Here is a 25,816-nt window from a genome sequence, read left to right on the forward strand (position 1 = left end):
TCCAAGAGTGCGGCCACGGGGAAAACGTGTCCCCTGAATAAGTGTCCCTAGGCGGGTAGCCGCCTGTTCTGCCCGGCGCCGATGGCGCCGGCGACATCAGATAAGACTTCGCGGCGAGCTTCGGCTTCGCCGCGAAGTGGCGCGACGAACGAATCATGAATCCTTGAAAAAAGTACGTATGAGTTTGGTTGCAGACATCCCGGAGACTGAGGCCGCGCCCGCAGCGAGGCCGAAGCGCAAGCAGATTCCCACCAAGATCCAGAACATCTTGTGGGGTCGCGCCGCTGGCCGCTGTCAGTACAGGGGCTGCAACCATTCCCTTGTCGGCGACCAGATCTCCGGCGCCGCGAATGCGAACAAGGCCTACATCGGGCACATCGTCGCCGATCTGTCCGACGGGCCTCGCGGAGATCCGGTTCGGTCTCCCAAACTGGCCCATGACGTCGACAACCTCATGCTGGTCTGCGACACCCACCACCGCGTGTTCGACCGCGAAATGGTCGCAGAGCACCCGGAGGAAGTGCTCGTCGCGATGAAGCGGCGCCACGAAGAGCGCATCCGGATCGTCACCGGCATCGACGAAGACTTCGGCAGCCACGTCATCCGCTACGCCGCCAAGATCGGAGCCAACGAGTCGCCCGTCGAGAAGGGTGCGGTCAAGTGGTCCCTGCTCCCCGACCGCTATCCGCTGGACGACGGTTGGATCGACCTCGACCTCGTCACGCTCGAACTCCGTGACGACGATCCGGCCTACTGGCCGACCCACGTCAAGAACCTGCAGACCGTCTTCAACGAGAAGGTCCGCGGCAGGATGGAGCGCCAGGAAATCAAGCGTCTCGCCGTGTTCGGGCTCGCGCCGATCCCGCTGCTGTTCGAGCTCGGCCGACTAATCTCCGACATCGCCACCGCCGAGGTCCGCCAGTTGTTACGGGATCCAAAGGGCTGGAAGTGGGACAGGTCGACGGCACCGATGCAATGCGTGTCGGCTCGTCCGGGGCGGATCGGGGGTCCCGTCGCTCTCAAGTTGGAGATCAGCGCTCCCATCGCCGACGAACGGGTCACGAAAGTTCTCGGTCCCGACGTCGCCGTCTGGTCGATCGCCGCCGCCGACCCGCACAACGACATCGTGCGGCGCCCCGATGACGTCGCGGCGTTCGCCAAGCTGTTCCGGCGGACACTCGATGACATCAAGCAGGCTCACGGCGAGGACGCCACGGTGCACGTGTTTCCCGCCGTGCCGGTCTCGATCGCCGTAGAGGCCGGACGGTCCTGGCAACCGAAGGCCCATGCCCCACTCTCGATCTACGACCAGAACCAAAAGTTGGGCGGCTTCGCCCTCACCCATCGCCTCGAGCACGCCCGCTGATTGGAGCCCAAAATGAACGTCCAGACGCGAATCCCCACCACCGAGGAAGCAGCAAAAACACTCGAAGCCCTCGCGAAGGAGCTCGAGATTTCGCCTCATCGATACGAACAGGCCGAGACGAGCTATCGGTCGCTTGGAGATTGGCTCAACCGCCCGGCGTCGAGCATTCGGCAGTTCGATGCCCAGGTGCACGTCCAAGGATCGTTCGGGCTCGGCACGGTGATCCCGCCGATCAGCGATGACGAGCACTACGACGTGGACGCGGTCTGCGAGTTTCGCAACCTGACTAAGAAGCAGATCAGCCAGGAGGTGCTGAAGCGCCGACTGGGCCAGGAAATCCGGTCCTACGCCGCAAGCCAGAGCATGAAGAACCCGGTTGAGGAAGGGCGTCGCTGCTGGACCCTAGTGTACGCGGACGGCGCGCAGTTTCATGGACGTCACCCCCGGCATCCCAAACGCGGCCGAGCAGCGGTCGCGCTTGGCGGTCAGGGGGCTCGATGCGGCTTTCGCTGGTACGGCGATCGCCATCACCGACCGGGACCATCAGAACTATCGCATCATTTCGCAGGACTGGCCGCGGTCTAACCCACGCGGCTTCATCGATTGGTTCCGTAGCTGCATGGTCAAGGGGCGCGAACAGGAGCGGAGCATCGCTTTGGACAGCACCGAGCCCATGCCCGACTACGAGCGTCGGACGCCTTTGCAGCATGCAGTGATGATCTTGAAACGGCACCGCGACATCATGTTCGCCGACCGTTTCGACGAGCGGCCGATCTCCGTCATCCTGACCACTCTGGCCGCCCACGCCTACGCCGGCGAGCCTAAGCTCGCGGACGCGCTGCTCACGATCCTGCGTGGTATGGATCGCTATATCGTACAGCAGGGGGGCGGTGCGGTCTTGATCGCGAATCCCAGCGATCCGTCGGAGAATTTCGCAGACAAGTGGGTCAAGCGCCCTGAGCGTAGGAAGGCCTTCTTCGAGTGGCTTGACCAGGCTCGGATGGACTTCGAGCAAGTTGCCGTGTTGTCGAACGAGCAGTTGATCGCCGAGCATCTGGCGAAGGGCGTTGGTCTCGACATGGCCTATCGCGCGAAGAAGCGCGCCACCCGAGGTCTCGGGGCGCCCACGATCCTGACCGGAGGACTGGTCCGCAACGAGGCCCAGGCCCGGAGCTCCGCCGTCCAGCTTCATGGGGATCGGCGGAATGCCTGAGGGCCGCAAAGCTCTCTCGGACCGGTTCAACTCGGCCTTCAAGGAGGTGGAGGCCCGGTGGTGGGGGTGTGGCGAGCGAGCTGAGCGGCTGTCGGCAGCGCAGTTGTCGACCTATCGCGGCCATGGCGCAGTCGCGGGCTGGCGGCACCATGTCGAATTCCCCGATCGAGTACGTCGGCTCGACGTGTTGGTGACGGCCGGCTTTCCTTTCGTGCCCGCCCGCGTCGCGCTCGTCGATCGGCCCGAATTTCTGACTTGGCCTCACGTCGAGAAGGACGGCTTGTTGTGCGTGCTGCCGAGCCACGCGACGGTCAGCGTCGATGACCCCTTCGGAGCTGTCGGCGGGGTGCTCAACATGGCCCGCGAGATGATCGGCGGGTTCGGCGAGATCGGTGCGGTGGAGGCCGAATTCAGGGCGGAGTTCCTATCCTACTGGTCGAACTCCGCGGAAAAGTTGGAGCCGCCCCTACTGTCCGTGATCGCCCCGCGCCTCCGTCGCGGGTCATCAAGGTCTGGGAGGGCAGCAAGCGGATCGTCATCGGCGACCAGGCCGATCAGCTCGATGGCTGGCTGGCAAATCTCTACCCGGCCATGTCCTCCTTCGAGCGCCGTCTGCACGATGGCATTCTCGTTTGGCTTGACGAAGTGCCGCTCCCTTCCGAGTATCCTCGGACCGCGAAGGATGTCTATGCGCTCGTCGCCGAGCATGGCCTCTCGGACGATCTCGACAGGCTGGCGTGCTCGGGACGCGACCGGATATTCGTCGCCCTCGGTGCAGCAACCGAGAACGGACCTGCCATAGTTGCCTCTGTGGTCAAGCGGCCGCGGTTCTCCCGCGATAGCGATCCGATCACTCGGGGCTTCCGGCCTTCCCGGATGCCGACACAAATCCTCAACGCGCGCTTGTTCGGGGCGGCTCCGATCGGCAAGGCTCTCGTGGAACGCGCCGACGGATCCTGGATCCACGGACGCGACCATGACGAGCGTTTCGCCAAGCTGCGGAACGCGACGGTTGCCGTCTTGGGCTGCGGCTCCGTCGGAGCTCCCGTCGCCGTCAATCTGGCCCACGCCGGCGTCGGAAAGCTGATCCTGGTCGATCAGCAGAAGATCGAGGCGGCAAACATTGGTCGGCACCCGCTCGGCGTCAGATCAATCAATGGGCGCAAGGCCGTCGAACTCGCGCAACGCATCCGGACCGACCTTCCTCACATGCAAGTTGAGGCGCATTTTGCAGCTGTGCAGCGGCTGCTGCTGGAGAACGACGGGCTGCTCGGCGGCGTCGACCTGATAGTTTCGGCTTTGGGTGATTGGCCCAGCGAGTCGATGCTCGACGAATGGCACGTCGTTGGTGGCATGAAGTTCCCGGTCGTCTACGGCTGGACCGAGCCGCACGCGGTCGCCGGACATGCCGTTATCGTGTCTTCGGCCACGACGGGCCGTCTCCGCGACGGGGTGAATTCGGCTGGTGAACCCTATTTGATGGCGGCGGAATGGGACCAGGAACCCCGCATGTATGAGCCGGCTTGCGGCGCTGCGTTCACGCCGTATGGCCCCGTAGAGCTCGGCTCCGTGATCACTCTCATTGGAAAAGCGGCGTTGGATTGCCTCCTTGGTGGGATCGGCGATGCCCGCGGTACTCACCGCATCTGGCTTGGAGACGGTGAGCAGCTCGCGGCTGCAGGCGGGCGTTGGAGCCCTGCAATTCAGCAGATTGCTCCGCATGCGCTTGAGGGCAACACGGTCGTGAAGCGCAAATGGGGGCAGCCTCTCGAAGCAGCGGTCCGCGCAGCGTGATGGAGTTCGAGATCGGTGCTTCCGGGCAGTCGCTGCGGCTGGATGCTTCCGTGATCCGACATTTCGACCGTAACCGCCAAACACGACCATGGCACCGGGAAGCCGGTGGACTCCTGTTCGCACGCTTCGATCTTCCGCTCATCGACGTCGTCGAGGCTACGGGCCCCCGCCGGGGCGACCGGAGGGGCCGATACTCCTATTCGCCCGATATCCAGGCCGAGCGACTGGAAATCGAGGAGAGATTCCGACGTGACCTGCATTTTGTTGGCTGCTGGCATACCCACCCCGAACACCGCGCGTCGCCGTCGCAGGTCGACATCAGGAACACGGCCGAGTGCGTGCGACGCTCCAATCATGGTCTCGGGGGGTTTGTCATGATCATCGTCGGTCGAGTTTCGATCCGCGACGGCCTGTTCGTGTCCGTGTGTGACGGCGAAGCAGTTCACCGGTTGGCTGCGTCAAAAGATGCCGGCCCTTATCCGCCCGCTGGCGCGCCCCTCGTCTGTCCTGCACGACTGAGGTGAATGACCACTTTTTTGCTACCGCCATCCCTGACGCATGTGCGCTTCGATGTCGTGAGCCGAGAGCACCTTTTCCGTGAACTCCCAGTCGAGGCCGGCGTCGTCGGCCACGTCGTTCCAGTAGCGCTTCTCCATCGGAGAGCTGATCGTCTCGACCCGTTGCGGGAAATAGCGGACGGCTTCACGGTCCTTGAGAACGGCCTCCACCCAGGCGTCTTCGAATGAATCGGGCAATTGGCCCAGCACGGCGAAGATATCGCCCAACCGTTCCGACAGAACGGAATACACGTCGTCCTCGACCGTGCCGGCGTAGCGCATGTTCACGACATGGATGACGTCCCGCAACTGGCCGATGCGCTGGATGCGCCCCTTTCGCTGCTCGAGGCGGGACGGATTCCATGGCATGTCGACGTTCATCTGGCTCCCGAGCCGCTGCAGATTGAGCCCCTCGCAAGCGGCGTCGGTGGCGACCAGCAGCCGAATATCGTCGTTCTTGACCTTCTCCTTGATGAGCTCGCGCTCCGCGTAGATGCGCTGCCCCGCCTGGTAGACGAACGAGTTGCCGTGGCCGGCATAGAGGCCGATCGGCTCCTTCGGGAACTCGGCTGCTAAGGAGGTCGCCACCCATTCTGCCGTGTCGAAATACTGACTGAAGATGATGGAACCATGCGTCTCCAACCAACGCATGTTCCGGAGGTAGTGTAGGATTACGGACAGCTTGGGGTCCTGCTCCGCCCCGTGCTTGACGATCTCAAGATTTCTCTGAACTTCCTCCAGAAGCGCCCTTTCCGCCGACGTCAGGGGGATCTTGGCGCGGTCCTCCTTGAAGAGGTCGTCGGTGGTGTCGCCATCCAAGGAAGACGGTTCGCTCGATCGCAGAAGCGCGGCCGCGGTGTTCAAGCCCGCCTGCACGGACGACCCGATGCGCCTCAACAAAATCGTCTTCATGAAACCGGCCCGCGGCCGCGCGCTGGCGTAGAGCTCACAAAACTCCAACGCCTTCGTATAGGCCTGCTCGAAGGCAAAGCCCATCGAGAGCCCCTGCCCGGAGAAAAGCTCGCTGGGAAGCTCGTCCTTGTGGGACGGATGGACCTCGACGGCGATCGCCTTGAGCAACCCGCGCTGTTCCAGCATCCGGCGCGAGCGCCGGACGACCCGACGAAATATCGGATTGGCGCGTTCGACCAGGCTCTGGAAGCTGCGACCAATTGTGCTCCGCAGGCTGGGCGGCAACACCTCAAAGCGCGGTCCCCTGACCTCGCCGGGCGCCAGCCGACGGGCAGTCCGGATCTCGCGGAATACGCCCCCCTTCCCCGCAGGTGGCAGCGGATTTTTCAGAAGCTCCCATTGGGCGTCGGGCTCGGTCGGCCATGGCCGGCGCCCAGTGAGGTACTCAATGGATTCCGGCTTAGCCCAAGGGGAAGGGCTGAGACCAAGCACATGGGCCGCGCCCTGCGCGATCATGCTGACCAGATCCCACAGCTCGACTGCCTGAAGTTGAATGGGAGTGGCGGTGCCGACGATGACATTGTCCGCTGCAGCCGCCATGTGGCGCATGAAAGTCATGAGGGCATTGTAGCTCTCCGCATCCAGGCTTTCGCCTCGACGATTGGCTCTGGCCTTATGTCCTTCGTCCAGGATCAGCACGCCGAACGATTTTTTGGACAGTATTCCGCGCTCACCTTCCTCGTCGCCGTTGATGATCAGACCAGTCGAGACGATGCCGATGCGCATTGGACAGCGGTCCACTTGATCGCGATCGCCCTTGATCGTCAGCGGGAATCCCTTCGGATCAATCCATTGTTTGTCGCTGGACGACCATACGGCGGACGGGACGCCGAGCATGTCCATGATCTCGTCCTGCCACTGCCAGGTCAGCGTCGCCGGCGCCAAGATCAGGACAGGCTTGCTCGACAAGATGGAGAGGACGATGGCCGCCGCAGCCATGGACAGCGTTTTGCCGAGCCCCACGTCGTCTGCGATGATGAAGCGGGCCTTACCGTAGATCTTCCAATCGTCGACGCAGGTCTGTACGAACCGCTTCTGCCAAGCGCGGAGTATCTGGCCGCCTTTGTAGACCGGTCGGTCGGCCAAGATGGCGGCCGGCGGCACCAGACCGGTCTCGGCCTCGCGGGCCTCCTCGATGGAACGATATTCGGAACGCTTCGCGATCGCCCCGACATGTTTGATCACGGCATCGGGAAGATCGATTGCATTAGGGTGGTTCCAGAAATACTCGAACTCGTCTCGAACCCATTCGGTCGCTTCCGGATCCTCGTCCTCCCAGAGAATTTCGTAGGAGTCCCGGAGCCCCGACACGCTGTCGTTCATGCTGCCGACGAAGGCGGTCGTGGTGCCGTCGGCGAAGTAGACGACGCCGGCCTTCCCATGCACGAAAACCGACCCACCCCGCGGCAGGATCCGGACCTTCAGCCGTCCGGAAGCCAAAAGATCGTGGAGCTTTTCGTAACGATCTCGCTTCAGATGAGCATCGACAGAGTCCTCGGTGCCCTGCCACAGCGAGACCAAGGTCTTGGCGACGGCGTCGTTGCCTTCCTTGGCGGCCTTGGCCACCTTCGCCGCTGCCACGTCGGCCGGGTCAAGTTCGCCGTTGCAGACGACCCTGATCTCATCGAGCGCGGCCAGTTCCTCGCCGACCACGTCAAGGAGGGAGGACCTGAAATAACCGGCGATGCGGTCGTACCGCTTCGCCCGCTTGAGGCGCTCCGAAAGGACCTCATGTAGCGGCGTGCGACGGGAAGAGAATCGCTGCACCGCCATCGGTCAGAGCCTGTCGACGCGAAGAGCTTCTGCGACCAGATTGGCTGCCGCGCTCTCGTCTGGCCGGGTCCGAACGGTCTTGGCCGAGAGATAGCTGGCCATGTCGGCGAGGGTGAGCCGCGCCGTCCAATAGTCTTGGCCAAACTCGGTCTTCAGGAAGGAAAGGCCGATCTTGGGGTCGTCCTTCTGCATCGTCTTGAACACGGCGAAAAGAACCCGGCGCAGAGGGGTTTCTCCGAACCCTCCGGGCTCCATGTGCTTGCCCTCAAGTCGGCCGGCGCCGGCGAGAGAAGCTTTGTTTGCTTGGGTAGCTCCCATCAATTGCTGATAGGACGATAGCGCGAACGTCTTCGCGAAGTTCTCGAAATCTGCGAACTTGCTGATGCCCTTGTGCTCCATGTCGAGCATCCGGACGTAGAAACGAGACGCCGAGTCCAGGTCTCGCCAAAGCGAAGGCTGGAAACCTTCCGGCACCAACATGTTGTTCGCCACCGAGGCGGCGTACTCGATGAGATCCCTGATGACGGTCTTCTCGCCCTTGGCGAGCTTCCGGAACACATCCGATCCGACATCCTGCTTGTCGATCGTCTCATAGGAGGTGATGACCCGCAGCGCCGCGGCGTAGGCGGCCAGTTGGAGGTCGCCGTCGGTATAGAGACGTTCGGCACGCCATTCTTCATCGATGGCATTGAGCGACCGAAGCTGGGCCTTCACCTCGTCTTCGATCTCACCCTCGATGTCCATCCGGCGGCCATTGTGCTTTTCCAGTCGCTTTCTCACCACCAGAAGAATCGTGCCTTGGACGTAATTACCCTTCTTAGTGGAGCTCTCGGTCTCCGTGATCACGTTCCAGGCGGCCGTGACGCGGAGGCCGGCGGCCCACATGATCGCGGCGAGATCCGCCCATACCCCAGCATCCTGGTGGGTGAACATGACCACCTGGATCCCGTTGTCGGGCATGTGCGCCGCCATCGCCTTGTAGGCGCCGACCATGTCGGTTCTGAACTTCTCGTCGACCCCTTTGATCGCGAGTTCGCGGCGCGAGTCCCAGATAAAATCTGGGAAGACTTTCCGGCCAAGCTTCCTCGCCCAGGCGATGAAGAACTCCGTGATTTCATGGTAGTTCACCGCGTCCGCGTAAGGCGGATCGGTGACGTAGATGTCACTTTCGGTATCGATCGCGCTCGCTTCGCGGGTCGATACCCGCCCGGTCCCTGGAAGACCAATCGACGGAAACGCCTTCTTCATGCTGGGCAGGAGGCCCACCGAAGCCCTGCAACCGAAATTATAGAACGTATTTAGGGCCTGGTTATAGAAGACGTGGTTTACGACGTCCGAGAAGCCGCCGGCGGCGTTCTCCGGCTTCTTGCGCGTCAACCATTGGGTCAATCTGGACATGTAGTTGAGAGTGCGACAAAAGCCGATCAAGAGAGAGCCCTTGACGAAAGGATCCTTGATCGCTGCAATCTCCTCGAGAGCGAGCGCTCCGAAAAGCAAATGCCGCGGCAGGAACAGGTGATGCCAGTGCGTCCATCCGCGCGTGCGGATCGGTTCGTCCGTCTTCTCGCCGGGGGCGATGACTTGGTCGGGCACAAGCCCGCGCTTCTGCCAATCGGCCAGCGACTCCTGCACGATTCGGGTCACCTTGGCTTCCGACGCCAGGTCTCGCTTCGTGGGGGCAGCGTAGAAGGTTGAAGCCGCGTCCAGGTCGTCGTCACCTTCGGCCTCGGTCGCGCCATCGCGCATCCACTGAATGCAGTAGAGTCGTTCTCCGAAGACGTCGTCCTTGCGCGGAACAACGTCCTCGCGATTCCACTTGCGCAGAAGGTTCACGTTCTCGCCGGCGTCCCCCTTGCGGTCGCCTCGGATAACGGAAAGCGCGACCCCTTCCCGATCGGGGTTAGCGGGGTGAACGACCCGCTCGTCGATCAGCGTTCCGGCCTTCTCGGCGGCTTCGAGCTGCTTGTCGGTGGCGCCGGTGACGATCTCGATGTCGTATGTCTTCTTTTCAGGCCGCGGCACCAACTTCGCGATGGTCCGCAGGTTCTTCGAAATAACCCAAGACGGCGCCAGCGGCACGCGATACTTAGTCTTCGGGCAGGTCACTTCGACGCAATAAAGGTACGCCTTCGCCCGGCGACCGCTCGCGTCAGTTTCGACCCCGAGCTCGTCAAGCTTAGCTTCGATAGCCTCGACGACTTTCTGCTGGGCGTCGGCCAACAAGAGACGTGCGGCCTCGCCTCCGCCGATGATGTTGAACGCTCCCCAGTTCAACATGCAAGCGATCGGATTGAGATCGGTCGCGACCGCATCGCAGCCGATCCGCGCGGCTTCGAAAGGAATGGACCCGCCGCCCGCAAACAAATCGGCGACGCGCGGCGAATGACCGAAACGCATGACCCCGAGCTGCTGGACCAACTCCGGCAGGCTGTTGGAGGTGGTCCCGAGATGGGCGTTGACCTCCTCCCAGATGCCCCCGTGGAGATCTTCCTCGCATTCGTCGGGGCGAAGACTCAGCGCGAGGCGTTGGCTGAACGGCAACCCGGAAATGTGTTTCGGCATGGAATAAGGACCCCGTTTTCGGGGTGATCGGCATCCAATCGGGACCCCGGGATAAGGGTCCACAGTGGCTTCCATCGAGTCATGGAAGCCGAGGTTGGGATGCTGGTGGTGGAGACGATTGGTAAGATCCGTCGCGCCTACTTTGTTGATGGTCGTCCGATCAAGGCGATCTGCCGAGAACTTGGCGTATCGCGGAAGGTGGTTCGCAAGGTCATTCGTTCTCAAGCGACGGAGTTCCGGTATGAGCGCGAGACGCAGCCGCTCCCGAAGATGGGTGCCTGGAGTGCCGAGCTTGACCGGTTGCTGGCAGGGAATGAGAGCAAGGCGGCGCGGGAACGGCTGACGCTGATCCGGCTATTCGAAGAGCTTCGCGGCCTGGGTTACGCCGGCGGCTATGATGCGGTTCGTCGATACGCACGACGGTGGAGCAAGGAACGCGGCAGCTCGACAGCGTCGGCCTATGTGCCGCTCAGCTTTGCACCAGGTGAAGCCTACCAGTTCGACTGGAGCCACGAGGTCGTCCTGCTGAGCGGCACCACGGTGATGGTGAAGGCTGCTCATGTCCGGCTCTGTCACAGCCGCATGCTGTTCGTGCGGGCCTATCCGCGGGAGACGCAGGAGATGGTGTTCGACGCCCACGACCGGGCGTTCGCCCTGTTCAAAGGCACCTGCACCCGCGGCATCTACGACAACATGAAGACCGCCGTAGAGACGATCTTCGTCGGTAAAGGCCGTCTCTACAATCGCCGCTTCCTGCAGATGTGCAGCCACTATCTGGTCGATCCGGTCGCCTGTACGCCAGCGTCGGGGTGGGAGAAGGGGCAGGTCGAGAACCAGGTCGGGCTGGTCCGGGAACGCTTCTTCACGCCGCGGCTGCGGTTCAAAAACCTCGACGAGTTAAACGCCTGGCTGCTCGACAAATGCATCGCCTACGCCAAGGCTCATCGTCATCCGGAGCTGGCCGATCAGACGATCTGGGACGTGTTCGAAGCCGAACGCCCCAAACTCGTTCCCTATGCCGGCCGTTTCGACGGCTTCCATGCAGTGACAGCATCTGTCTCGAAGACCTGCCTGGTGCGCTTCGACAACAACAAGTACTCGGTCGCAGCCAGCGCAGTCGGACGACCGGTCGAGGTTCAAGCCTATGCCGATCGCATCGTGATCCGTCAGGACGGCCGGATCGTTGCCGAGCATCCGCGATCCTTTGGCCGCGGCGATACCGTCTACGACCCCTGGCATTATGTGCCGGTGCTCGCTCGCAAACCCGGCGCCTTGCGCAACGGTGCTCCCTTCAAAGACTGGGTGCTGCCGGCCGCGATCGAGCGGGTCCGGCGCAAGCTGGCCAGCACCGACGATGGCAATCGGCAGATGGTCGACATCCTCAACGCGGTGCTGACTGACGGTCTGTCCGCGGTGGAAGCGGCCTGTGCCGAAGCGCTCAGTCACAGCGTCCATTCCGCCGATGTCGTGCTCAATATCCTGGCCCGTCAACGTGAACCCGCCCCACCGGCCAACATCATGACGCCGGCCGCACTGACGCTGCGCCATGCACCGATCGCCGATTGTGCCCGCTACGACAACCTCCGGAGGACCATCTGATGGAACGAACCCAAATCTTTGACCTCATGGGCGAGCTCAAGCTCTACGGCATGAAGGCCGCCTTCGATGAGATCATGGCAACTGCGGTCAAGCGCCAGCACGAACCCCAGCGCATTGTCGGCGACCTGCTCAACGCCGAGATCAACGAGAAGCAGGCCCGCTCGATCAAGTACCAGCTCACCATCGCCAAGCTGCCGCTTGCCAAGGACATCGCCGACTTCCAGTTCGACGGGACGCCGATCAATCAGACTCTCGTCAATGATCTCGCTGGCGGCGGCTTCATCGCCCAGCAACGCAACGTCGTCCTGGTCGGCGGAACCGAGCCCGCTTCATAATGCTCACCTTTCTATCTCGTTAGAGTTCCAGTTCTTTTGTAGCGGAGTGCCGGACGGCGGACGTCTCGAGGCGCCGCGCGGTGGCGGCTCGTTTGACGTCAGCACGCTCAAGATCGGCTGCTTTGATGATCCAAGGTGCCCCTTTGCAAAGCTGGCCCGCCGCGAGCTGGTCGTCCTTGATCAGACGTCGCACGGTTGATGGGCTGACGGAGAGGGCCGCGGCCGCCTCGTCCAGAGTGACCTCGCCGCGGTCGTGGCGCTCGCCTTCACGATAGGCTGCGACGTCGTTGTGGCTGCGCAAGCTGCACACTCGCGACTTGGTCCAGCCATTGCCGCGCCCCGTGGTCTTGCCGGAGCGGTTTAGCACCGACGCGATCGCTTTGTCCGGCATCTGCCGCGCCAGCACGCGCACGAGATCGACTGTCTCTCCCGCTGCGCTCCAGCGGTGCTGGCCGGAGCGATTCTTCTTGACCTTGAGAGCGGAGTGGTCACCGCCGTGCCAGCGGATCACCAGATCGAGCGTGGTGTCCTCGACGCGGACGACGATCTCGTCGATCAGCGTTCGCACGATCCGCTTGCGCGTCTCGGGGGCCACGCTGGCACTCGACCAAGCACGCTCCAGGTCGGCGCCTAGCGTCATCAGCCGCTCCCGGTCGGCAGGTGTGAGATCAACAGCGGGCGAAGCCGTCAGTGCGTCCAGCTCGGTCTCCAGATTGCGCGCGACCGCCAGCCGGTCATTCCATCGCTTTTCCAGCTCGGCGGCGACGAGACGATTGGCGGGATCGACGGCATCGTATTGGCGGCGCGCCCGCCCGACCTCATAGCGAGCCTGCTCCAGCGCCAGTTCGACTTGGCCGCGTTTGTCTTCGTTCGCACGGCTGCGCGCAGCCTGCGCGGCGAGTGCCGCCTCGATACCGAGCGGCTGCAGGCGCTCGACCACCTCGGCGGCCACGTCACGATCGATCCGCATGCCGCCGAACGAGATGCAAGGGTCACCGCCATGATTGTTGGCGCCGCCCCGACAATGGTAGCGACCGGTGTTGCCGTCCTTGCCGGAGTAGGCGACGTGAAGTTTGCGCCCACAATGGCCACAGCGCAGCAGGCCGGCGAGCAGAGCCTCACCTCGGCGCAGGGCACCGCGGCTCATCGGGTTCTTGCCGTTGGCGTTATCCGCAATCAGGCCGAGGTTCCTCTCATGGTCCGCCCAGCTCAGATAACCCTCATGATGGTTCGGAATCAACACCTCCCAATCCTTGCGCTCCCTCTTGAAGCCGCGAACCACCTTCTTGCGGCCGGCCTCGATGCTGATGCGGCTGCCAGTGCGCCCGAATGCATACGCGCCCGCATAGATTGGGTTGGTCAGAATGTGCAGGATCGTGTTGTAGACCGGCAGCTTCCACTCGACCAGGCGGCCTTCGGCGCCATAGGTGACGGCCGGCAGCGGAACGCGCTCGTGTCTGAACCAGAGGTGCACCTGACGCACCGACTGCATCTCGGTGAACTTGGCAAAGACGAGCGCAATCGCCTCGCCGACGCGCCGATCCGGGTCCTTCTCGATACGGTTGTGGCCGACCCGCACGTAGCCGACGGCGACCGTCATGAACAGCTCGCCCCGGCGCGCCTTCTGCTTCAGCGCTTCGAGCGAACGCTGGCGCAGTACCGACAACTCCATCTCGCTCATGGTACCCTTCATGCCGAGCAGTAGGCGATCGTTGGGCTGTCGCGGATCGTAGACGCCGTCCTCGTCGGCGATCAGTGTGCCGACGAGACCGCAGAACTCGAGCAGGGTGTGCCAGTCGCGACCGTTGCGTGCGAGCCGCGACGCTTCGATCGAGACCACGACTCCGACGCGCACCTCACAGATGGCGGCCAGCAGCTTCTCGAAGCCGGGCCTCGCGACGCCACCACCGGAGCGACCGAGATCGTCATCAATGACGGCAACATCGCTCCAGCCCAGCTGTCGCGCGCGCTCCGGCAAATTGTACTGACGGCGCTTACTTTCCAGGTTGTGGGCGACCTGATCAGGCGTCGACTGACGGATGTAGACGACGGCCTGACGGGCGAGGTGCTCAGGCGTGACCTTGCTCATGAGCGGCCTCCTCGTCTCTGCGGTTGGCGTGCCCGTCTCGATATTGGCGCCGTCGGCGAGGGCCTCGACCAGCAGCCTCTCGATCAGGCGGACGAGAGTGCTTCTCTGCGACGCCGGAATCGCGGGCGTCTGGCGATCCTCCTCGAACAGGCTTCGTTGCAAGTAGCGTCTTGGTTGCATGATCCCCTCCTTCACGCAGGGGCCGCGCCCCGCCTCGAGAGGCGATAAGCACATCGATTCGCGCCCGCAGCTCGACGAGCCTTCGACAGCCAACCGAGGGCTTGCTGTGAGCGTTGCAGAGCGAGCAATATCCTCGCTCATCCAGGCCGGGATTAGGGCGAGTGTCCCGTCGGGCTGCACCACGACCAAATGGTCCTCGCCGGCGAAGCGCTTGCGGTGCTCGACCTGCACCATCTGCCCGGCCCGAGGATGGAACGGATAGAGGATCAAAACCTCGAACGCCAGACACCCGGCATTGTGACGCTGTCTCGACGGGCACCGGCAAGACCCATCTGGCCATCGCTATCGCGCGAAGCTGCATCCGATCCGGCGCCCGTGGCCGCTTCTATAACGTCGTCGACCTCGTCAACCGGCTCGAGACCGAGACCCGCAACGGTCGGCAGGGACGGCTCGCCGAGCATCTGACCCGCATGGACTTCATCGTTCTCGACGAGCTGGGCTATCTGCCGTTCGCGCAATCCGGCGGTCAGCTCCTGTTCCATCTCATCAGCCGGCTCTACGAGCGCACCTCGATCATTGTCACCACCAATCTTGCGTTCGGCGAATGGCCGAGCGTGTTCGGCGATGCCAAAATGACCACCGCGCTACTCGACCGATTGACCCATCACTGCGACATCGTCGAGACCGGCAACGACAGCTGGCGATTCAAAAGCCGCGACGATGTTCAAACAACCCGCGCTCGCGCCGTCTCCGCAACCCCGACCAGCTCCGACGACCCGAGCGCTACCAGCAGAGCACGCCGCTCAAGGGGTCCCTTTGGATGCCGATAGGGGTCCCAGTCGAACGCCGATTGACATCCCCTCCAAGCGGGCGCTGGCTGCGCTCGGCAGTGGATGCTCGGCCGCCAACCTCGCGTGTTGCTAGTCCAAACGCGCGCAACAAGAGGCGCTCCGTCAAATCTCTCTCGCGCACGAAATAATGACAGCGGCGGCGGAGCCGGCACGGATTCGAAGCCCTGGATCGATGCCGCTATCTCATCTCGGCGTCGCCATGAACGTCGCCGGCGCCAGCCGCAGTGCGGATCCCAGCGGCGGCGCGATGTCGAACATCTTCACCTGGTTGCGGAAGTGGAAGACGCGCCGAACCCGGTAGATGCCGCCCTGCTCCTCGGCGACGTCGCACTCGCGCTTGGGCATCCAGAACGGGGTCGCTCGTTGCCGCAGGTGGTCTTGATCTCGAGCAGACGGGGCTCCTCGCTGTCGTCGTCGAACGACCTCACGTCATAGCCGTAGCCGTCCCCGTCGAGGTCGGAGACCCACCTGACGTCCTTGGCCAAGTTTGGCTTGCCGGCCTGCTCCAGCCGTTTGAGCGGCCTCTTGCATTGTGCGACGAGAGCTCAATCGAAAAGGCAATCCTTGGACTTGACACGGAATCGAAACATTGAATCCATGCAGATTATCCGTGATGCTTTCGACGCAGCAGTACGTCGTCCCCGAGGTGAGCCCTATCCGATGAGTGAGAAAATCCAGCACTTTGCCGCGTACCACAATATCGCAGGTCAAGGAGGCCGGCTGCAGCGCGGACGGGGCGGCTATTGGGGGACAAACAAGCCGCAGTTGCCCCGGCCAGGCGACGTGTTGTGGTGCTTCGAAGGAGAAGGCTATCCTAGGCGATATCGGCTGGTGAAGCGTGCTGTGGCCACGCGCAGCCAACGACAGCTCGAATCCTCTAAAGTCCATTACTCAACCTCTATTCCCGTCGAAGCCGATACCACTAACTTCACGTGGTTTCAGGAACTGCTGAAGGAGCAGCGGTCCTTCAGCTTCGGTCTGAATGCAATCCGTGACCGCGATATAATTGCCGAGCTTGAGAGGTTGGCTGCCGGCGCGGAAGTCAAAAGGCGCGCTGCCGAGCTTTTTAGCGTGGCATACCGGAATCCTACAGCAGAGGGCTGGGTCGATTTCTATCCCGTGAGCTTGTTTGCGAGCAAGAAATCTGGGTCAGTTCTCTATCGATGCCAACATTACGGGCAGAGGTATATTGCAAGGGCTACGCTGAATTTTGGTGAGGACTACGTTGATGTAATAACCGACAATCAGGAAGCCGCCCGGCTCGACATTTACCCTGGCACGGTGCGATTCTTCTTAGGCGAAAGTGCGGGATCGATGACTATCGCAGAAGTGCGGTGGGCCGATCCTGGCAAGAAATTCGTGCATCTCGAGCCGGCTCCTGCCGTCGATCTGGTGACGGCTGATGACGTCGAAAGACGTCGAGAGATTGATAGGCTCGAACGCATCGCGAAGCACAGACCAGAGCAGGTCAGATTTCGGAGCGAACTGTTTAGCATTTATAACGGCGCGTGCGCGGTCACCGGATGCACTATCCCGGAAGCACTGCAGGCGGCCCACCTGGAAACACTCGACGGCAAGGATATCAATGACCCTTGCAACGGGATTCTCCTGCGTGCGGACATTCATGAGTTATTCGACGCTGGATTGCTCTCTCTTTCAAGAGACGGCCTCAACATAGAGATAAGCGAGCTCCTTACGGATGATTATTATCTGGGCTTTCAAGGGAGACCGGTCTTTCGTCCCCCTTCGTTCGCCCCTTCGGAGGCGCATATCGACGCTCATCGTCGAGCCTCCGGATTTAGTGTTTCGCCTCCTACCAGACGACGTCGGATAGCGTGAAATGGCGTAGGAAGTCGGAGGGACGCGCGTTGCTCGGAGTCCTCTGCTTGCCGGCTGCTGCGCCAAGTCCCGACCTGCGGATTTCAGAGACTTACTGAAGGGTCAAGGGACACGTTTTGCCCGGTGCCGCAAAGAGGGACACTCCTGATGCAGTCTGACTACAAAGTTCGGTATCTCCACGACGATATAATCGCGGCAGCTGCCGACTCCTGTTGGAGACATGCGCCTCCAGAACGACCCTATACCTTCGACGTCATCAAACTTCTTGAAGTTTTGGTGACGTCGGGAATCGACGATGTTTTTCACATCAAGGGTGACAGGAAGAAAGGGGCGCTGGAGGTTGGTTTTTTTGATCGCCTGCGTCGATGGCAATGGGAGCGACCGGCTTATGTGACCTTCGAAAAAAGGTCAAATTGGTCGTGGACTCCGCAATCTGGGAAGCCGCAAAGCTTGGCAAAACCTTTGCGTGTTTCGTTCTCGCCCATGAAGTCGGCCACATCCTCCTTCATGACAACACTGCAAAAGCCTTCTCCAGCAGCAAATCGGAGCAGCTCTCCTTTTTAGGAGAAGGAGAGTCAGCTGAAGAACAGGCGAACTCCTTTGCAGGTCATCTACTCGTTCCGACCAGAACGGTGCATCGCTTTCCGGATAAGGATCTGCTCGCAGCGGTGTGCAACGTCCCCGATGAGCTAGCAGAAGACCGTCTCGCCGCCGTCAGCAATGCAAAGGCGGTCTTGGCCCAACATAGAACAACGGACTACTGCCGTGGTTGCGGTGGCTTCACGGAAGTGACCTTTGGTGTCTGCCCATCGTGCAAGCACGATCAACTTCAGCCGATGAGCTAAACCGCATTCGGTTAGGAAAGGGACGAAAACTTACATTGAGAATCTACGAACACAGGAGCGCCCCCTGAATTCGTCGCGTTACATTCTGAAATCAGTACCGTGATTCGCGTTCCAGAGACGCCAATGCCGAGGCAAGCCTCGGCATTGGGCCCGTGAAGACCAGCTAAGGTACTTACGGGGACGTCGAGAAGGCAAAGCTTCCTCTCCGTGGCACGAGCAGTTAAGCGATTCTTTCCTCCGGCGTCTAGCGGAGCCTTAGCGTTTTCTACAACGAGGTTCGCATATGGCGAATAATTTGCATATTTCGTACGACCTTCACGACCCAGGAAGAAACTATCACGCTGTGATTGCCGCAGTTCAAAGCTTGGGTGCTTGGGCGAAGATTCACTACTCATTCTGGTACGTCAAAAGCAACTACACCGCGGAACAGGCGAGGGACATTGTCTCGCGCGCAATCGATGCGAATGACAGCATTTACATCGTTGACTCAACGAACAACAATGCGGCTTGGAAGAACATACCGCCCGAGTCGTCCGACTTCATTCGGCAACGCTGGTTGTCGTTTGCTGCGGCCTGAAAAGAGAGAAAGGGGCAGTCAAACTGCCCCTTGCTTATTGATTTGCGAATTACGGTGACACCAAATTTCGAACCATCTGACGCCGAAACACTAACCCGCGGGCTACGTCGGCGACTTGCCCGCCGTAGGTCCAACGCGTGAAGGTGGACGCGATACCAATCTGGCAGAGCCGGAATTTGCCGGGGATGTAACCCGCCAATCGGGTCTCGCGAATGGCGGGTTACTGTTGTGCCCGTCAGTACTTCGGCGTTGTGCTCTTGCCCGACTTTGGCATTGTGCTCGTGCCCGTGGTTTGAGACCTGGTGCTCGAGCCGGTGGTTTGGCCGGGCGCGTAATTGGACGCGCCGGCGCTGGTCTTGGTCGAGGCCTTGGCGTGGTGCATCGCATGGTGCCTCGTGTGTCCCGGCGCGTAGCTGGAAGCGCCCGGCTCACCCGTCTTGGAGCCCATTTGCTGCATCTCGTGGCCCGGCGTTTTGCTCGATACGCCCTGGGCATGCACGGCTGATGCTGTTGCCATGAGAATGGTAGCAGAGAGCACGATGAACTTCGATTTCATGTCGTCGTCCTCCTCTCGATAGCCCCCAATGCAACGAAATGAGCCTAGCCCCCGTTCCCCTGAACGAATGTTCATACTGGGTCGGCCGACTGATGGGGCGAAGCAGGACCAAGCTGCAGAACGCAACCGATCATCGCCTGCGCGCCGCCAAAGGCACCAGCATCACGGTGCCAGTGCACTCAACTTACCCGCTTCGTCCTGCCAATCTGCGGATTCGGCTAGCGTTTGGTGCACAGCCTCACCTTTTACCGTCGTCGAGATTGGTTCCGGCTTCGATGCTCATCGATACCCACCCCGAAATTACCTTTGCGGTCGAGCCCTTCCCCTTAAACTCCGAACCTCACGGCATGGGTTCCGACGGGCCCGGTAGAAGCGAGTCGAGTTATGCCCGAACCGGAAAGCTTCCCGATCGAGAAGATCTTCGTCCCCACGAAGCAGAAGAAAGCCATCAAGCCCGAGATCGTCGGGGAGATCGCGGAAAGCATTCTGGACATCGGACAACAGGACCCCATTTCCGTTCGGCACGACGGAGACCGCCTCGTTCTGGTTGAGGGACTGCATCGGCTCGAAGCCTGCAAGGCGCTCGGCGAGACAACCATTCTCGGCGTCCTGGTCCCGGCCGAGCTTGCTCAACACAAGCCACTGCTGTCCGAAGGCCCCGAAGTCGAGGCGGAGCGCATCAAGATGGCGCGATTGAAAAAGCTGCGCCTCGAGAAGGAAGCCGCGGAGGCATCGGCGGCTGCCTTGAAGAGCGTCAACGCGACGGAAGCGCCGCGCACCCGTCCGACGAAAGACGTCCGCGACAATCAGAAGGCATCACCGAGCCGGACCGCGAGATCGACGCCGAAAACATTGTCGGACTGGATCACGCAGCAAAAGCATAACGGCGGCCGCTATTGATGGCCGCCTCCGGAACTACGGTGCTCTAATTTTGTTCGCAGCCCGTAGGATGGGTGGAGCGAAGCGATGCCCATCATCAGCCGTTCGGCAACGCGATGGGTTTCGCAAGGGCTCAACCCATCCTACGAACTCGATCCGCCCGCGAACCCGCCATAATTCCTCCTTCGCACGCGCGTTGTGTTGGACGGTGGTGAGGCCTATCCTTCCAGCGATCGGACTGCCGCACTCCAGTGACGCCCGACCGAGTGGAGAGCGCATCGGTGCCTGAAGCGAACGACCCCAAACCTGACACCCAAAAGCCTGATGACAAGAAGCCTGACGCCGCCAAGGCGGACGAGGTGCGCGCCGATGGCGGGCTGGCGCGGGCCCTTGACCAGATCAAGAGCGCAGAGCAGGACCTTGCGCGGCTGGACCGGCTGGTTTCCGGAATGGAACGCGGCAGCGAAGGTCCGCGGGCCACCCAAGCAAGCGCTGGTGCGCTAGCGGCCGAGACCCTCGACGATAAGACTTCCGAGGACAAAACTCCAAAGGAAAAGGCGCCGGCGCCGGACAGCAAGGCTCGCGATCAAGGCCTGAAGGAGGTCGGCCCATGCTGCGCGCTTTGGTAGGCCTCGTGCTGGCGATCGGCATTCTCGGTGCCGCCTTCGCTTCGCAATATCGCGATGAGGCCAGGTCGATCAGCAAGTCGATCATGGCGCGATGGGCTCCGCCGGCTGCGGGCCAGCCCCGGCAAGCGTCGGCGGTTAAAACTCCGGCGCAGCCCCGGGCATTGCAACTGGCTGCTGCGGATCAGCCTGGTCCGGTGCCCGCGCCGCCGGCGGCCAAGGAAGCGGAAAGCGCTCCAAGACCTGATGCTCCAAGGCCTGACGTTTCAAAACCTGACGTTCCAACAACTGCCGCCGCCGCGCCTGCCCCGTCATCGCTCGATCTCGCGCAATCGCTCAAGACCATCACAGGCGAGCTTGCGACCATCAACGGAAAGCTCGAGCAACTGAAGAGCAGCAACGAGCAGACGCTGCGCGAGCAGGCCGACACCATTCAACAGCTCAAGGCGGCGCAGGAGAAGGATGCGGCGGACAATGCGCGCCTTGCCGCACAGGTCCAGGCGCTGCAAACGCAACTGACGACTTCATCCACGTCTGCATCCGCGAAACCCGCCGTGCGGAGCGTGGTGACCAACGATACGGCTGCGCCTGCACGGCCGCATGTGCAAGCGGCCGCACCCCGGCGGCCCAGGCCGCCGCCGCGAGGCCCCTGGATGCCCCCGCCCTATATGGCGGATCCTTACGACGATCCGTATTGGTAGGCCCCCAGCGCGGATCAGCCGACGGGCCACGGGGCGCCGCTCGTGCGCCTGACAAGATGCGGATCTACCGTGTCGGCCCATCCATCCGGCCGACGATCCTACTCCGTGCCCGACGCACCGCCTCCTCCAACTTGATCCGCTGCTTGTCCCAACGCGTGTCCTCCGCCCCGGCACGTTCGTCCAGCGCGGCCCGTTCCGCCTCGATCTCGTCCACCCGCGCCTGGTGCTCCCGCTTCGCCTTGTCCAGCGCCGCCTGGGCGGCCGCGACCGCCTTGTCACGGCGTGCGCGCTCGCGAGCGCGGGCGGCCTCTTCCTTGCGGCGCGCGGCTTCGCGGCGCTGCTCTTCCCGGGCGAAGGCCGCGGCGGCCTTGCGCGCGTCCTGATCGTCGACCTTGCGGGAGGACTTCGCCGCACGCGCGGGTCGCTTCTTTGGCCTGGACCTCGATTTTGTCTTGCCCTCGTCGCCGGCGAGATCGGTCGGCAATTCGGAGTGCTCGGTGAACGGGCCATCCGATCCGACCGGCCGCCTGAGCACCACGCCCGGGCTCGCCATGGTCGCCGCGACGATATCGGGATCGTCGGTCTCCTTGGCGATGCCCTGATGGAACAGGTTGGATTTGGCGCCCCAGGCGTCCAGCGCCGCCTTCATCGAGGGCGCGGCGACCGCCTGATCGTAGAAGCCGAGCGAGGTCTGATAGGTCTTCAGTTTTCTTTTCAGCGTCCTTGGCATGTCGCCTCGCGGCTTGCTATTCCCGGCGCGGAGGGGCCGCGGATCGTTCCGCAGCCCCGAAGCGATCTGCATCAACCCGTCGGATCACGGCTTCCGCAACGGCTCGGCCCATCCTACCCGCTCCCACGAGCCCCATGCCAAGGAAAAGCAAGCGCCAGTTTCCTCGCCTTCGCAGCGTCCGGCAAGGCGCCCGGTGGATGCGAAAAAGTTCGCGCGAGCGCCGCGGATGGTTCGGATCGCGGCCGGCGTGGCGATGCTGCTGGTGCTCGCAGCGCTGACAAACATCCTCTATCAAATGGTGCGCAAGCCGACCGAACTGTTCGTCTTGCTCGGCAACTCGCTCGACAAGGAGCCTGCCGACAACTGGCGGCAATACGGCCCCCTCTTCCGCACCTTCTCTACCGCGACGATCACGCCCGAATTGCTGGCCGCACTGGCGCAGGTCGAGAGTTCAGGCAATCCAGTGGCGCGCACCTATTGGCGCTGGCGATGGAGTTTTAATCCGCTCGCGATCTACCGGCCCGCCTCCTCTGCCGTCGGTCTCTTCCAGATGACCGATCCGGCGCTGAGCGAGGCGGCGCGCTTCTGTGTCCGCGGCAATGTGGTCACGAACAGCGGCTGCGGTTCTACCTTCCTCTACACCCGCGCGATCCCGAGTCACGCCATCGAGCTGGCCTCGGTGTATCTCGATCGCCAGGTCGCTGACGTTCTCGCCCGCGCCGGCGATGTGAAGGCCACCGCGCAGCAAAAGCAGGATCTGGCCGCCTTCATCCATCTCTGCGGCGGCGGTCCGGCCACCGCCTATGCGCGGCGGCACTTTCAGATGGTCGCCACCGAGCGCTGCGGCGATCACCTCGTCGCAAGCTATGTCGCCCGGGTCAACGCGATGAAGCGGCAGTTTCAGCGCCTTGCGGTGGACGACGACAATTAGCTGATGGAGAGCGTAGCCCGGATGGAGCGCCAGCGAAATCCGGGACAGGTGTGTCCTGTGGCAACATCCCGGATTGCGCTTCGAGACTGGGCAAGAATCTAGCCGTTTGTGCAGAGGAGTGTACGATTCGGTATGACGAATCGTATGTTCAAGACCGGGGTAAGCCGGGATCAGGCGAGCTTTCTTCCGCCGAGAGTGGAAGATTACGTGGCTGGCGACAACCCTGTTCGCGCCATCGATGCTTTTGTCGCAGCGCTGGACCTTAAACGGCTTGGCTTCGGCCATGCTGGGTCAGGCGGCGGGGCAGGACAACCTGCTTACGATCCCGCCGACCTGCTGAAGCTCTATCTTTATGGCTACATCAACAGAATCCGCTCCTCGCGCGCTCTTGAACGCGAGGCCGGGCGCAACCTCGAACTTATCTGGCTGATGAAGCACCTGGCGCCCGGCTATCGTACCATTGCCAATTTCCGCCGGGACAACTGGAAGGCGCTCAAGGCGGCGAACCGGGAGTTCGTGCTGCTGATGCGTGAACTCGACCTTCTGGGTGGTGAGGTGGTGGCGATCGACGGGGCGTTTTTTGATGGCAACGCCAGCAAGGCGAGCATCAAGACGCAACGCCGACTTGCCAAGCGGCTGGCGGAGATCGAACAGGAGATTGAAGCCTATGGTGCCGCGCTGGAGGCCAACGACAGCGTGGAGGCGGAACGTCCGCCGGCGGGGCCAGATGGTGGCGGGGGCGAAGGCGGCGGGGACGTCGCGCAGAAGGTGGCGACCTTGATGGCCAAGCGCACAGCCCTGAAGGCGGATTTGGCGCGGCTGGAAGAGAGTGGTCAGACGCAGTTGTCGCGAACCGATGCGGATGCCCGCTTGCTGGCAAAGAACGGCCAGGTGGTGGCGGGCTACAACGTTCAGATCGCCGTCGACGACAAGCACAAGCTGATCGTGGCGAGCGAGGTCGTCAACGACGGCAACGACACCGGCCAGCTTTACGATATAGCCAAAGCCGCGAAGGAGGAGCTTGGCGTCGAGACGCTCACGGCGCTGGCCGATACCGGTTATTACAACGGCCACACGCTGAAGGACTGCGAGGAGAACGGGATCGTGGCCTACGTTCCGCAAGCCAGGCGGACCGCGCGGCTCGAAGCGCAAGATCGCATCAGCCATGAAGAGTTCGCCTATGACACCGAAGCCAATGTCTATCGCTGTCCCGCCGGCAGGCTCCTGAGCCCGACGGACGGCCGCAAGACCAACGGCAAACGGATCGAGATCCGGTATGTCAGCCGCAAATCCGACTGCGACGCCTGCGCGCTACGCTCACGCTGCCTCTCTGCCAAGACGCCGACGCGCACCGTTTACCGCTGGGAGCATGAGGCGGTGCTCGAGCGGCATCGTGCGCGGATGCAGGACGCCGACGCCCAGATGCGACGCCGGGCAGAACTCGCCGAACATCCCTTCGGTACCCTGAAATGCCGGGCGGGCTATCGCCACTTCCTCGTTCGCGGCTTCGACAAGGTGCGCGGCGAATGGAGCCTGATGGCACTCTGCTACAACTTCTCCCGCGTGCTGAACATCCTCGGCAGCGACAGTTTCATGGCTTATCTGGCCAACCGCCATCCATATTGGGCGTTCTTGCTGCTCAAAGCCGTCTCGGCCATCGTCAACCGCCTACAAGCCAGCATGCCGCTCTCCCAAGGCAAAGTGCGCCTGACCTTCGCCATAGCCACATAATCAGCGCGCAATACAATTCTTGCCCAGTCTCGCAGCGCAATCCGGGCTACGGGCGCCCTTCAGACCATGGCTTCCGTATCCGGCACCGCTCCTTTTCCGCCGTCCGAGCCGCGCTGCCGGCTTCCGGCCGAGAAAATGTCGTGCACGAGGCCGAGCTTGCCGAGCCCGAGAATGATCAGGCCGTTGATGTCGATCTCGTACCAGGCGTGCGAGAGATAGGCGTCGCGCGGAAAGCGGTGATGGTTGTTGTGCAGCCCTTCGCCGAAGGTGAGTATCGTGGTAACCAGCTCGTTGGTGGTGCCGTCGTTGAGCTCGTAGCGGCGGTAGCCCCAACGGCCATCGCTATGGCAGACCGAGTTGACCAGCGAGGTGGCCATCGTCATGAGGTAGCTGCGGAACAGGCCGGAGAACAGCACGCAGCCGATCATCGCGTGCACGCCGCCGAACGCGTAGCCGATCGCGGCGGGAATGATGATCGCCGACAGCGCGTACCAGTACCAGCGAGTCCTCGTGAAGAACATGGCGATCGGGTCGGCCAGAATATCCCTGGCGTAGTATTCGGCATCGGTGGTGGCGAGGTCCCACACCCAGCCGCCTTGCGCGTGCCCCATCCCCTTGGCGAAGGAGGCAATGCGGTTGCCGAAGCCGTCATAATAGGGGCTGTGGACGTCGCCGGGTTTGTCGGAGTGAAGATGGTGCCGCCGGTGGTTGCTCACCCATTTCAGGATCGAACCCTGCACGGCCATCGTGGCGATCGCGGCGAGGATCGTCCGCATCACCGGACCGCAGCGGTAGCTGCGATGCACGAAGTAGCGGTGCATGAAGCCGATCCCCATCGTGGTCAGCATAAACATGTCGGCGAAGACCGAAATCTCGACACGGCCGATGCCGACCGTGAAGGCCCAGACCAGCGCGGCGATCGAGCCCAAAATCATCATGGCGAACGAGATGTAGGAATCGCGAAATTTGGCGTCGACCACGGGGCCGTCGACCAGCACGCCCGGCGGCATTTTTGGCGGCAGCTCCCGGTTGGAATCCTGCTCCGGAAGCACGCCCTCGATTGCAGTCATTTCAGCCCGCCCGTTGATGGAAAACCAGCCCTTCTGCAAC

At 62.3% G+C, this 25,816-nt stretch carries 20 protein-coding genes and 5 pseudogenes; 16 read left to right on the plus strand and 9 right to left on the minus strand.

Annotated features, from left to right (window positions below; all coding sequences use genetic code 11):
• Positions 1-178 precede the first annotated feature (178 nt).
• The 3 genes and pseudogenes from ACTGJ9_RS26505 to ACTGJ9_RS26515 form a co-directional block, all read left to right on the plus strand.
• On the plus strand, positions 179-1,366 hold the full coding sequence (locus ACTGJ9_RS26505) for an SAVED domain-containing protein (protein ID WP_456673494.1): 1,188 nt from the start codon (positions 179-181) through the stop codon (positions 1,364-1,366).
• A 12-nt stretch (positions 1,367-1,378) separates the two neighbouring features.
• Positions 1,379-1,951 carry a nucleotidyltransferase domain-containing protein gene (locus ACTGJ9_RS26510; protein ID WP_456673495.1) on the plus strand — a complete coding sequence of 191 codons (573 nt, stop codon included), beginning with the start codon at positions 1,379-1,381 and terminating at the stop codon, positions 1,949-1,951.
• Between the two features lie 620 nt (positions 1,952-2,571).
• A pseudogene (locus tag ACTGJ9_RS26515) lies at positions 2,572-2,970 on the plus strand (E2/UBC family protein); the annotation flags it as partial.
• 38 nt (positions 2,971-3,008) lie between these two features.
• Here ACTGJ9_RS26515 and ACTGJ9_RS26520 read toward each other — a convergent pair.
• Complete coding sequence (locus tag ACTGJ9_RS26520; protein WP_456678774.1) at positions 3,009-3,287, minus strand: hypothetical protein; 279 nt, start codon at positions 3,285-3,287, stop codon at positions 3,009-3,011.
• A gap of 228 nt (positions 3,288-3,515) precedes the next feature.
• Here ACTGJ9_RS26520 and ACTGJ9_RS26525 point away from each other — a divergent pair, with 228 nt between their 5' ends.
• Both ACTGJ9_RS26525 and ACTGJ9_RS26530 read left to right on the plus strand, forming a co-directional pair.
• On the plus strand, positions 3,516-4,373 hold the full coding sequence (locus tag ACTGJ9_RS26525; protein WP_456673496.1) for a HesA/MoeB/ThiF family protein: 858 nt from the start codon (positions 3,516-3,518) through the stop codon (positions 4,371-4,373).
• The gene (locus ACTGJ9_RS26530) at positions 4,373-4,897 is read left to right on the plus strand and encodes a Mov34/MPN/PAD-1 family protein (RefSeq protein WP_456673497.1); all 525 of its coding nucleotides are present in this window, start codon (positions 4,373-4,375) and stop codon (positions 4,895-4,897) included. Before ACTGJ9_RS26525 ends, ACTGJ9_RS26530 begins: the two co-directional genes overlap by 1 nt.
• A 15-nt stretch (positions 4,898-4,912) precedes the next feature.
• On the opposite strand, the gene ACTGJ9_RS26535 is transcribed toward ACTGJ9_RS26530, so the two are convergent.
• Together ACTGJ9_RS26535 and ACTGJ9_RS26540 are read right to left on the minus strand one after the other, a co-directional pair.
• On the minus strand, positions 4,913-7,675 hold the full coding sequence (locus tag ACTGJ9_RS26535) for a helicase-related protein (RefSeq protein WP_456673498.1): 2,763 nt from the start codon (positions 7,673-7,675) through the stop codon (positions 4,913-4,915).
• Between the two features lie 3 nt (positions 7,676-7,678).
• The gene (locus tag ACTGJ9_RS26540; RefSeq protein WP_456673499.1) at positions 7,679-10,237 is read right to left on the minus strand and encodes an anti-phage-associated DUF1156 domain-containing protein; all 2,559 of its coding nucleotides are present in this window, start codon (positions 10,235-10,237) and stop codon (positions 7,679-7,681) included.
• A gap of 99 nt (positions 10,238-10,336) precedes the next feature.
• On the opposite strand from ACTGJ9_RS26540, the pseudogene istA reads away from it, so the two are divergent.
• Both istA and ACTGJ9_RS26550 read left to right on the plus strand, forming a co-directional pair.
• Positions 10,337-11,858 (plus strand): annotated as a pseudogene (gene istA, locus ACTGJ9_RS26545) (IS21 family transposase).
• Positions 11,836-12,156, plus strand: a pseudogene (locus ACTGJ9_RS26550) (ATP-binding protein); the annotation flags it as partial. The pseudogenes istA and ACTGJ9_RS26550, both read left to right, overlap by 23 nt.
• 34 nt (positions 12,157-12,190) lie before the next feature.
• Here the strand turns inward: ACTGJ9_RS26550 and ACTGJ9_RS26555 are convergent.
• The gene (locus tag ACTGJ9_RS26555; RefSeq protein WP_456673500.1) at positions 12,191-14,440 is read right to left on the minus strand and encodes a recombinase family protein; all 2,250 of its coding nucleotides are present in this window, start codon (positions 14,438-14,440) and stop codon (positions 12,191-12,193) included.
• A gap of 311 nt (positions 14,441-14,751) precedes the next feature.
• Between ACTGJ9_RS26555 and ACTGJ9_RS26560 the strand changes: the two are divergent.
• Positions 14,752-15,270: pseudogene (locus ACTGJ9_RS26560) on the plus strand (ATP-binding protein); the annotation flags it as partial.
• Between the two features lie 204 nt (positions 15,271-15,474).
• On the opposite strand, the gene ACTGJ9_RS26565 reads toward ACTGJ9_RS26560, so the two are convergent.
• Both ACTGJ9_RS26565 and ACTGJ9_RS26570 read right to left on the minus strand, forming a co-directional pair.
• Complete coding sequence (locus ACTGJ9_RS26565) at positions 15,475-15,636, minus strand: hypothetical protein (RefSeq protein WP_456678775.1); 162 nt, start codon at positions 15,634-15,636, stop codon at positions 15,475-15,477.
• A 68-nt stretch (positions 15,637-15,704) separates the two neighbouring features.
• Positions 15,705-15,776: pseudogene (locus ACTGJ9_RS26570) on the minus strand (hypothetical protein); the annotation flags it as partial.
• A gap of 112 nt (positions 15,777-15,888) precedes the next feature.
• Between ACTGJ9_RS26570 and ACTGJ9_RS26575 the strand changes: the two are divergent.
• The 3 genes from ACTGJ9_RS26575 (at position 15,889) to ACTGJ9_RS26585 (ending at position 18,552) form a co-directional block, all read left to right on the plus strand.
• Positions 15,889-17,130 carry an HNH endonuclease gene (locus ACTGJ9_RS26575; RefSeq protein ID WP_456673501.1) on the plus strand — a complete coding sequence of 414 codons (1,242 nt, stop codon included), beginning with the start codon at positions 15,889-15,891 and terminating at the stop codon, positions 17,128-17,130.
• 419 nt (positions 17,131-17,549) lie between these two features.
• Positions 17,550-17,975 (plus strand): ImmA/IrrE family metallo-endopeptidase, encoded by a 426-nt coding sequence (locus ACTGJ9_RS26580; RefSeq protein WP_456678629.1) that lies wholly within the window; start codon positions 17,550-17,552, stop codon positions 17,973-17,975.
• Between the two features lie 283 nt (positions 17,976-18,258).
• Entirely contained in the window at positions 18,259-18,552 is a 294-nt protein-coding gene (locus tag ACTGJ9_RS26585; protein WP_456673502.1) for a hypothetical protein, read from the plus strand.
• 235 nt (positions 18,553-18,787) lie between these two features.
• On the opposite strand, the gene ACTGJ9_RS26590 is transcribed toward ACTGJ9_RS26585, so the two are convergent.
• Positions 18,788-19,108 carry a hypothetical protein gene (locus ACTGJ9_RS26590; protein WP_456673503.1) on the minus strand — a complete coding sequence of 107 codons (321 nt, stop codon included), beginning with the start codon at positions 19,106-19,108 and terminating at the stop codon, positions 18,788-18,790.
• A gap of 384 nt (positions 19,109-19,492) precedes the next feature.
• Between ACTGJ9_RS26590 and ACTGJ9_RS26595 the strand changes: the two genes are divergently transcribed.
• From ACTGJ9_RS26595 to ACTGJ9_RS26605, 3 genes are all read left to right on the plus strand, one after another.
• Positions 19,493-20,008, plus strand: coding sequence for a chromosome partitioning protein ParB (locus tag ACTGJ9_RS26595; RefSeq protein ID WP_456673504.1), 516 nt, complete (start codon positions 19,493-19,495; stop codon positions 20,006-20,008).
• Between the two features lie 260 nt (positions 20,009-20,268).
• Positions 20,269-20,616 (plus strand): hypothetical protein, encoded by a 348-nt coding sequence (locus tag ACTGJ9_RS26600; protein ID WP_456673505.1) that lies wholly within the window; start codon positions 20,269-20,271, stop codon positions 20,614-20,616.
• Positions 20,598-21,314 carry a hypothetical protein gene (locus ACTGJ9_RS26605; protein ID WP_456673506.1) on the plus strand — a complete coding sequence of 239 codons (717 nt, stop codon included), beginning with the start codon at positions 20,598-20,600 and terminating at the stop codon, positions 21,312-21,314. The genes ACTGJ9_RS26600 and ACTGJ9_RS26605 overlap by 19 nt, the downstream gene beginning before the upstream one ends.
• A gap of 64 nt (positions 21,315-21,378) precedes the next feature.
• Here the strand turns inward: ACTGJ9_RS26605 and ACTGJ9_RS26610 are convergent, their stop codons facing one another.
• Entirely contained in the window at positions 21,379-22,044 is a 666-nt protein-coding gene (locus tag ACTGJ9_RS26610) for a cell envelope biogenesis protein TolA (protein ID WP_456673507.1), read from the minus strand.
• 226 nt (positions 22,045-22,270) lie between these two features.
• Between ACTGJ9_RS26610 and ACTGJ9_RS26615 the strand changes: the two genes are divergently transcribed.
• Together ACTGJ9_RS26615 and ACTGJ9_RS26620 are read left to right on the plus strand one after the other, a co-directional pair.
• Positions 22,271-22,975, plus strand: coding sequence for a transglycosylase SLT domain-containing protein (locus ACTGJ9_RS26615; protein WP_456673508.1), 705 nt, complete (start codon positions 22,271-22,273; stop codon positions 22,973-22,975).
• 132 nt (positions 22,976-23,107) lie between these two features.
• Entirely contained in the window at positions 23,108-24,706 is a 1,599-nt protein-coding gene (locus ACTGJ9_RS26620) for an IS1182 family transposase (RefSeq protein WP_456673270.1), read from the plus strand.
• A 59-nt stretch (positions 24,707-24,765) separates the two neighbouring features.
• On the opposite strand, the gene ACTGJ9_RS26625 is transcribed toward ACTGJ9_RS26620, so the two are convergent.
• Positions 24,766-25,776: an acyl-CoA desaturase gene (locus ACTGJ9_RS26625; RefSeq protein ID WP_456673509.1), complete on the minus strand. Its 1,011-nt coding sequence runs from the start codon at positions 25,774-25,776 to the stop codon at positions 24,766-24,768.
• Between the last annotated feature and the right edge of the window lie 40 nt (positions 25,777-25,816).

The sequence above is a fragment of the Bradyrhizobium sp. RDM12 genome, assembly GCF_051917485.1.
Taxonomy (GTDB): domain Bacteria; phylum Pseudomonadota; class Alphaproteobacteria; order Rhizobiales; family Xanthobacteraceae; genus Bradyrhizobium.

Coding starts and splice junctions, on each gene's coding strand:
- ACTGJ9_RS26615 (WP_456673508.1), top strand. CDS start 22,271: ATGGTTCGGATCGCGGCCGGCGTGGCGATGCTGCTGGTGCTCGCAGCG.
- ACTGJ9_RS26555 (WP_456673500.1), bottom strand. CDS start 14,440: ATGCAACCAAGACGCTACTTGCAACGAAGCCTGTTCGAGGAGGATCGC.
- ACTGJ9_RS26590 (WP_456673503.1), bottom strand. CDS start 19,108: ATGAAATCGAAGTTCATCGTGCTCTCTGCTACCATTCTCATGGCAACA.
- ACTGJ9_RS26565 (WP_456678775.1), bottom strand. CDS start 15,636: ATGCCCAAGCGCGAGTGCGACGTCGCCGAGGAGCAGGGCGGCATCTAC.
- ACTGJ9_RS26625 (WP_456673509.1), bottom strand. CDS start 25,776: ATGACTGCAATCGAGGGCGTGCTTCCGGAGCAGGATTCCAACCGGGAG.
- ACTGJ9_RS26585 (WP_456673502.1), top strand. CDS start 18,259: ATGGCGAATAATTTGCATATTTCGTACGACCTTCACGACCCAGGAAGA.
- ACTGJ9_RS26610 (WP_456673507.1), bottom strand. CDS start 22,044: ATGCCAAGGACGCTGAAAAGAAAACTGAAGACCTATCAGACCTCGCTC.
- ACTGJ9_RS26535 (WP_456673498.1), bottom strand. CDS start 7,675: ATGGCGGTGCAGCGATTCTCTTCCCGTCGCACGCCGCTACATGAGGTC.
- ACTGJ9_RS26575 (WP_456673501.1), top strand. CDS start 15,889: ATGCAGATTATCCGTGATGCTTTCGACGCAGCAGTACGTCGTCCCCGA.
- ACTGJ9_RS26605 (WP_456673506.1), top strand. CDS start 20,598: ATGCTGCGCGCTTTGGTAGGCCTCGTGCTGGCGATCGGCATTCTCGGT.
- ACTGJ9_RS26540 (WP_456673499.1), bottom strand. CDS start 10,237: ATGCCGAAACACATTTCCGGGTTGCCGTTCAGCCAACGCCTCGCGCTG.
- ACTGJ9_RS26595 (WP_456673504.1), top strand. CDS start 19,493: ATGCCCGAACCGGAAAGCTTCCCGATCGAGAAGATCTTCGTCCCCACG.
- ACTGJ9_RS26530 (WP_456673497.1), top strand. CDS start 4,373: ATGGAGTTCGAGATCGGTGCTTCCGGGCAGTCGCTGCGGCTGGATGCT.
- ACTGJ9_RS26620 (WP_456673270.1), top strand. CDS start 23,108: ATGACGAATCGTATGTTCAAGACCGGGGTAAGCCGGGATCAGGCGAGC.
- ACTGJ9_RS26520 (WP_456678774.1), bottom strand. CDS start 3,287: ATGCTCGGCGACGAGCGCATAGACATCCTTCGCGGTCCGAGGATACTC.
- ACTGJ9_RS26510 (WP_456673495.1), top strand. CDS start 1,379: ATGAACGTCCAGACGCGAATCCCCACCACCGAGGAAGCAGCAAAAACA.
- ACTGJ9_RS26505 (WP_456673494.1), top strand. CDS start 179: ATGAGTTTGGTTGCAGACATCCCGGAGACTGAGGCCGCGCCCGCAGCG.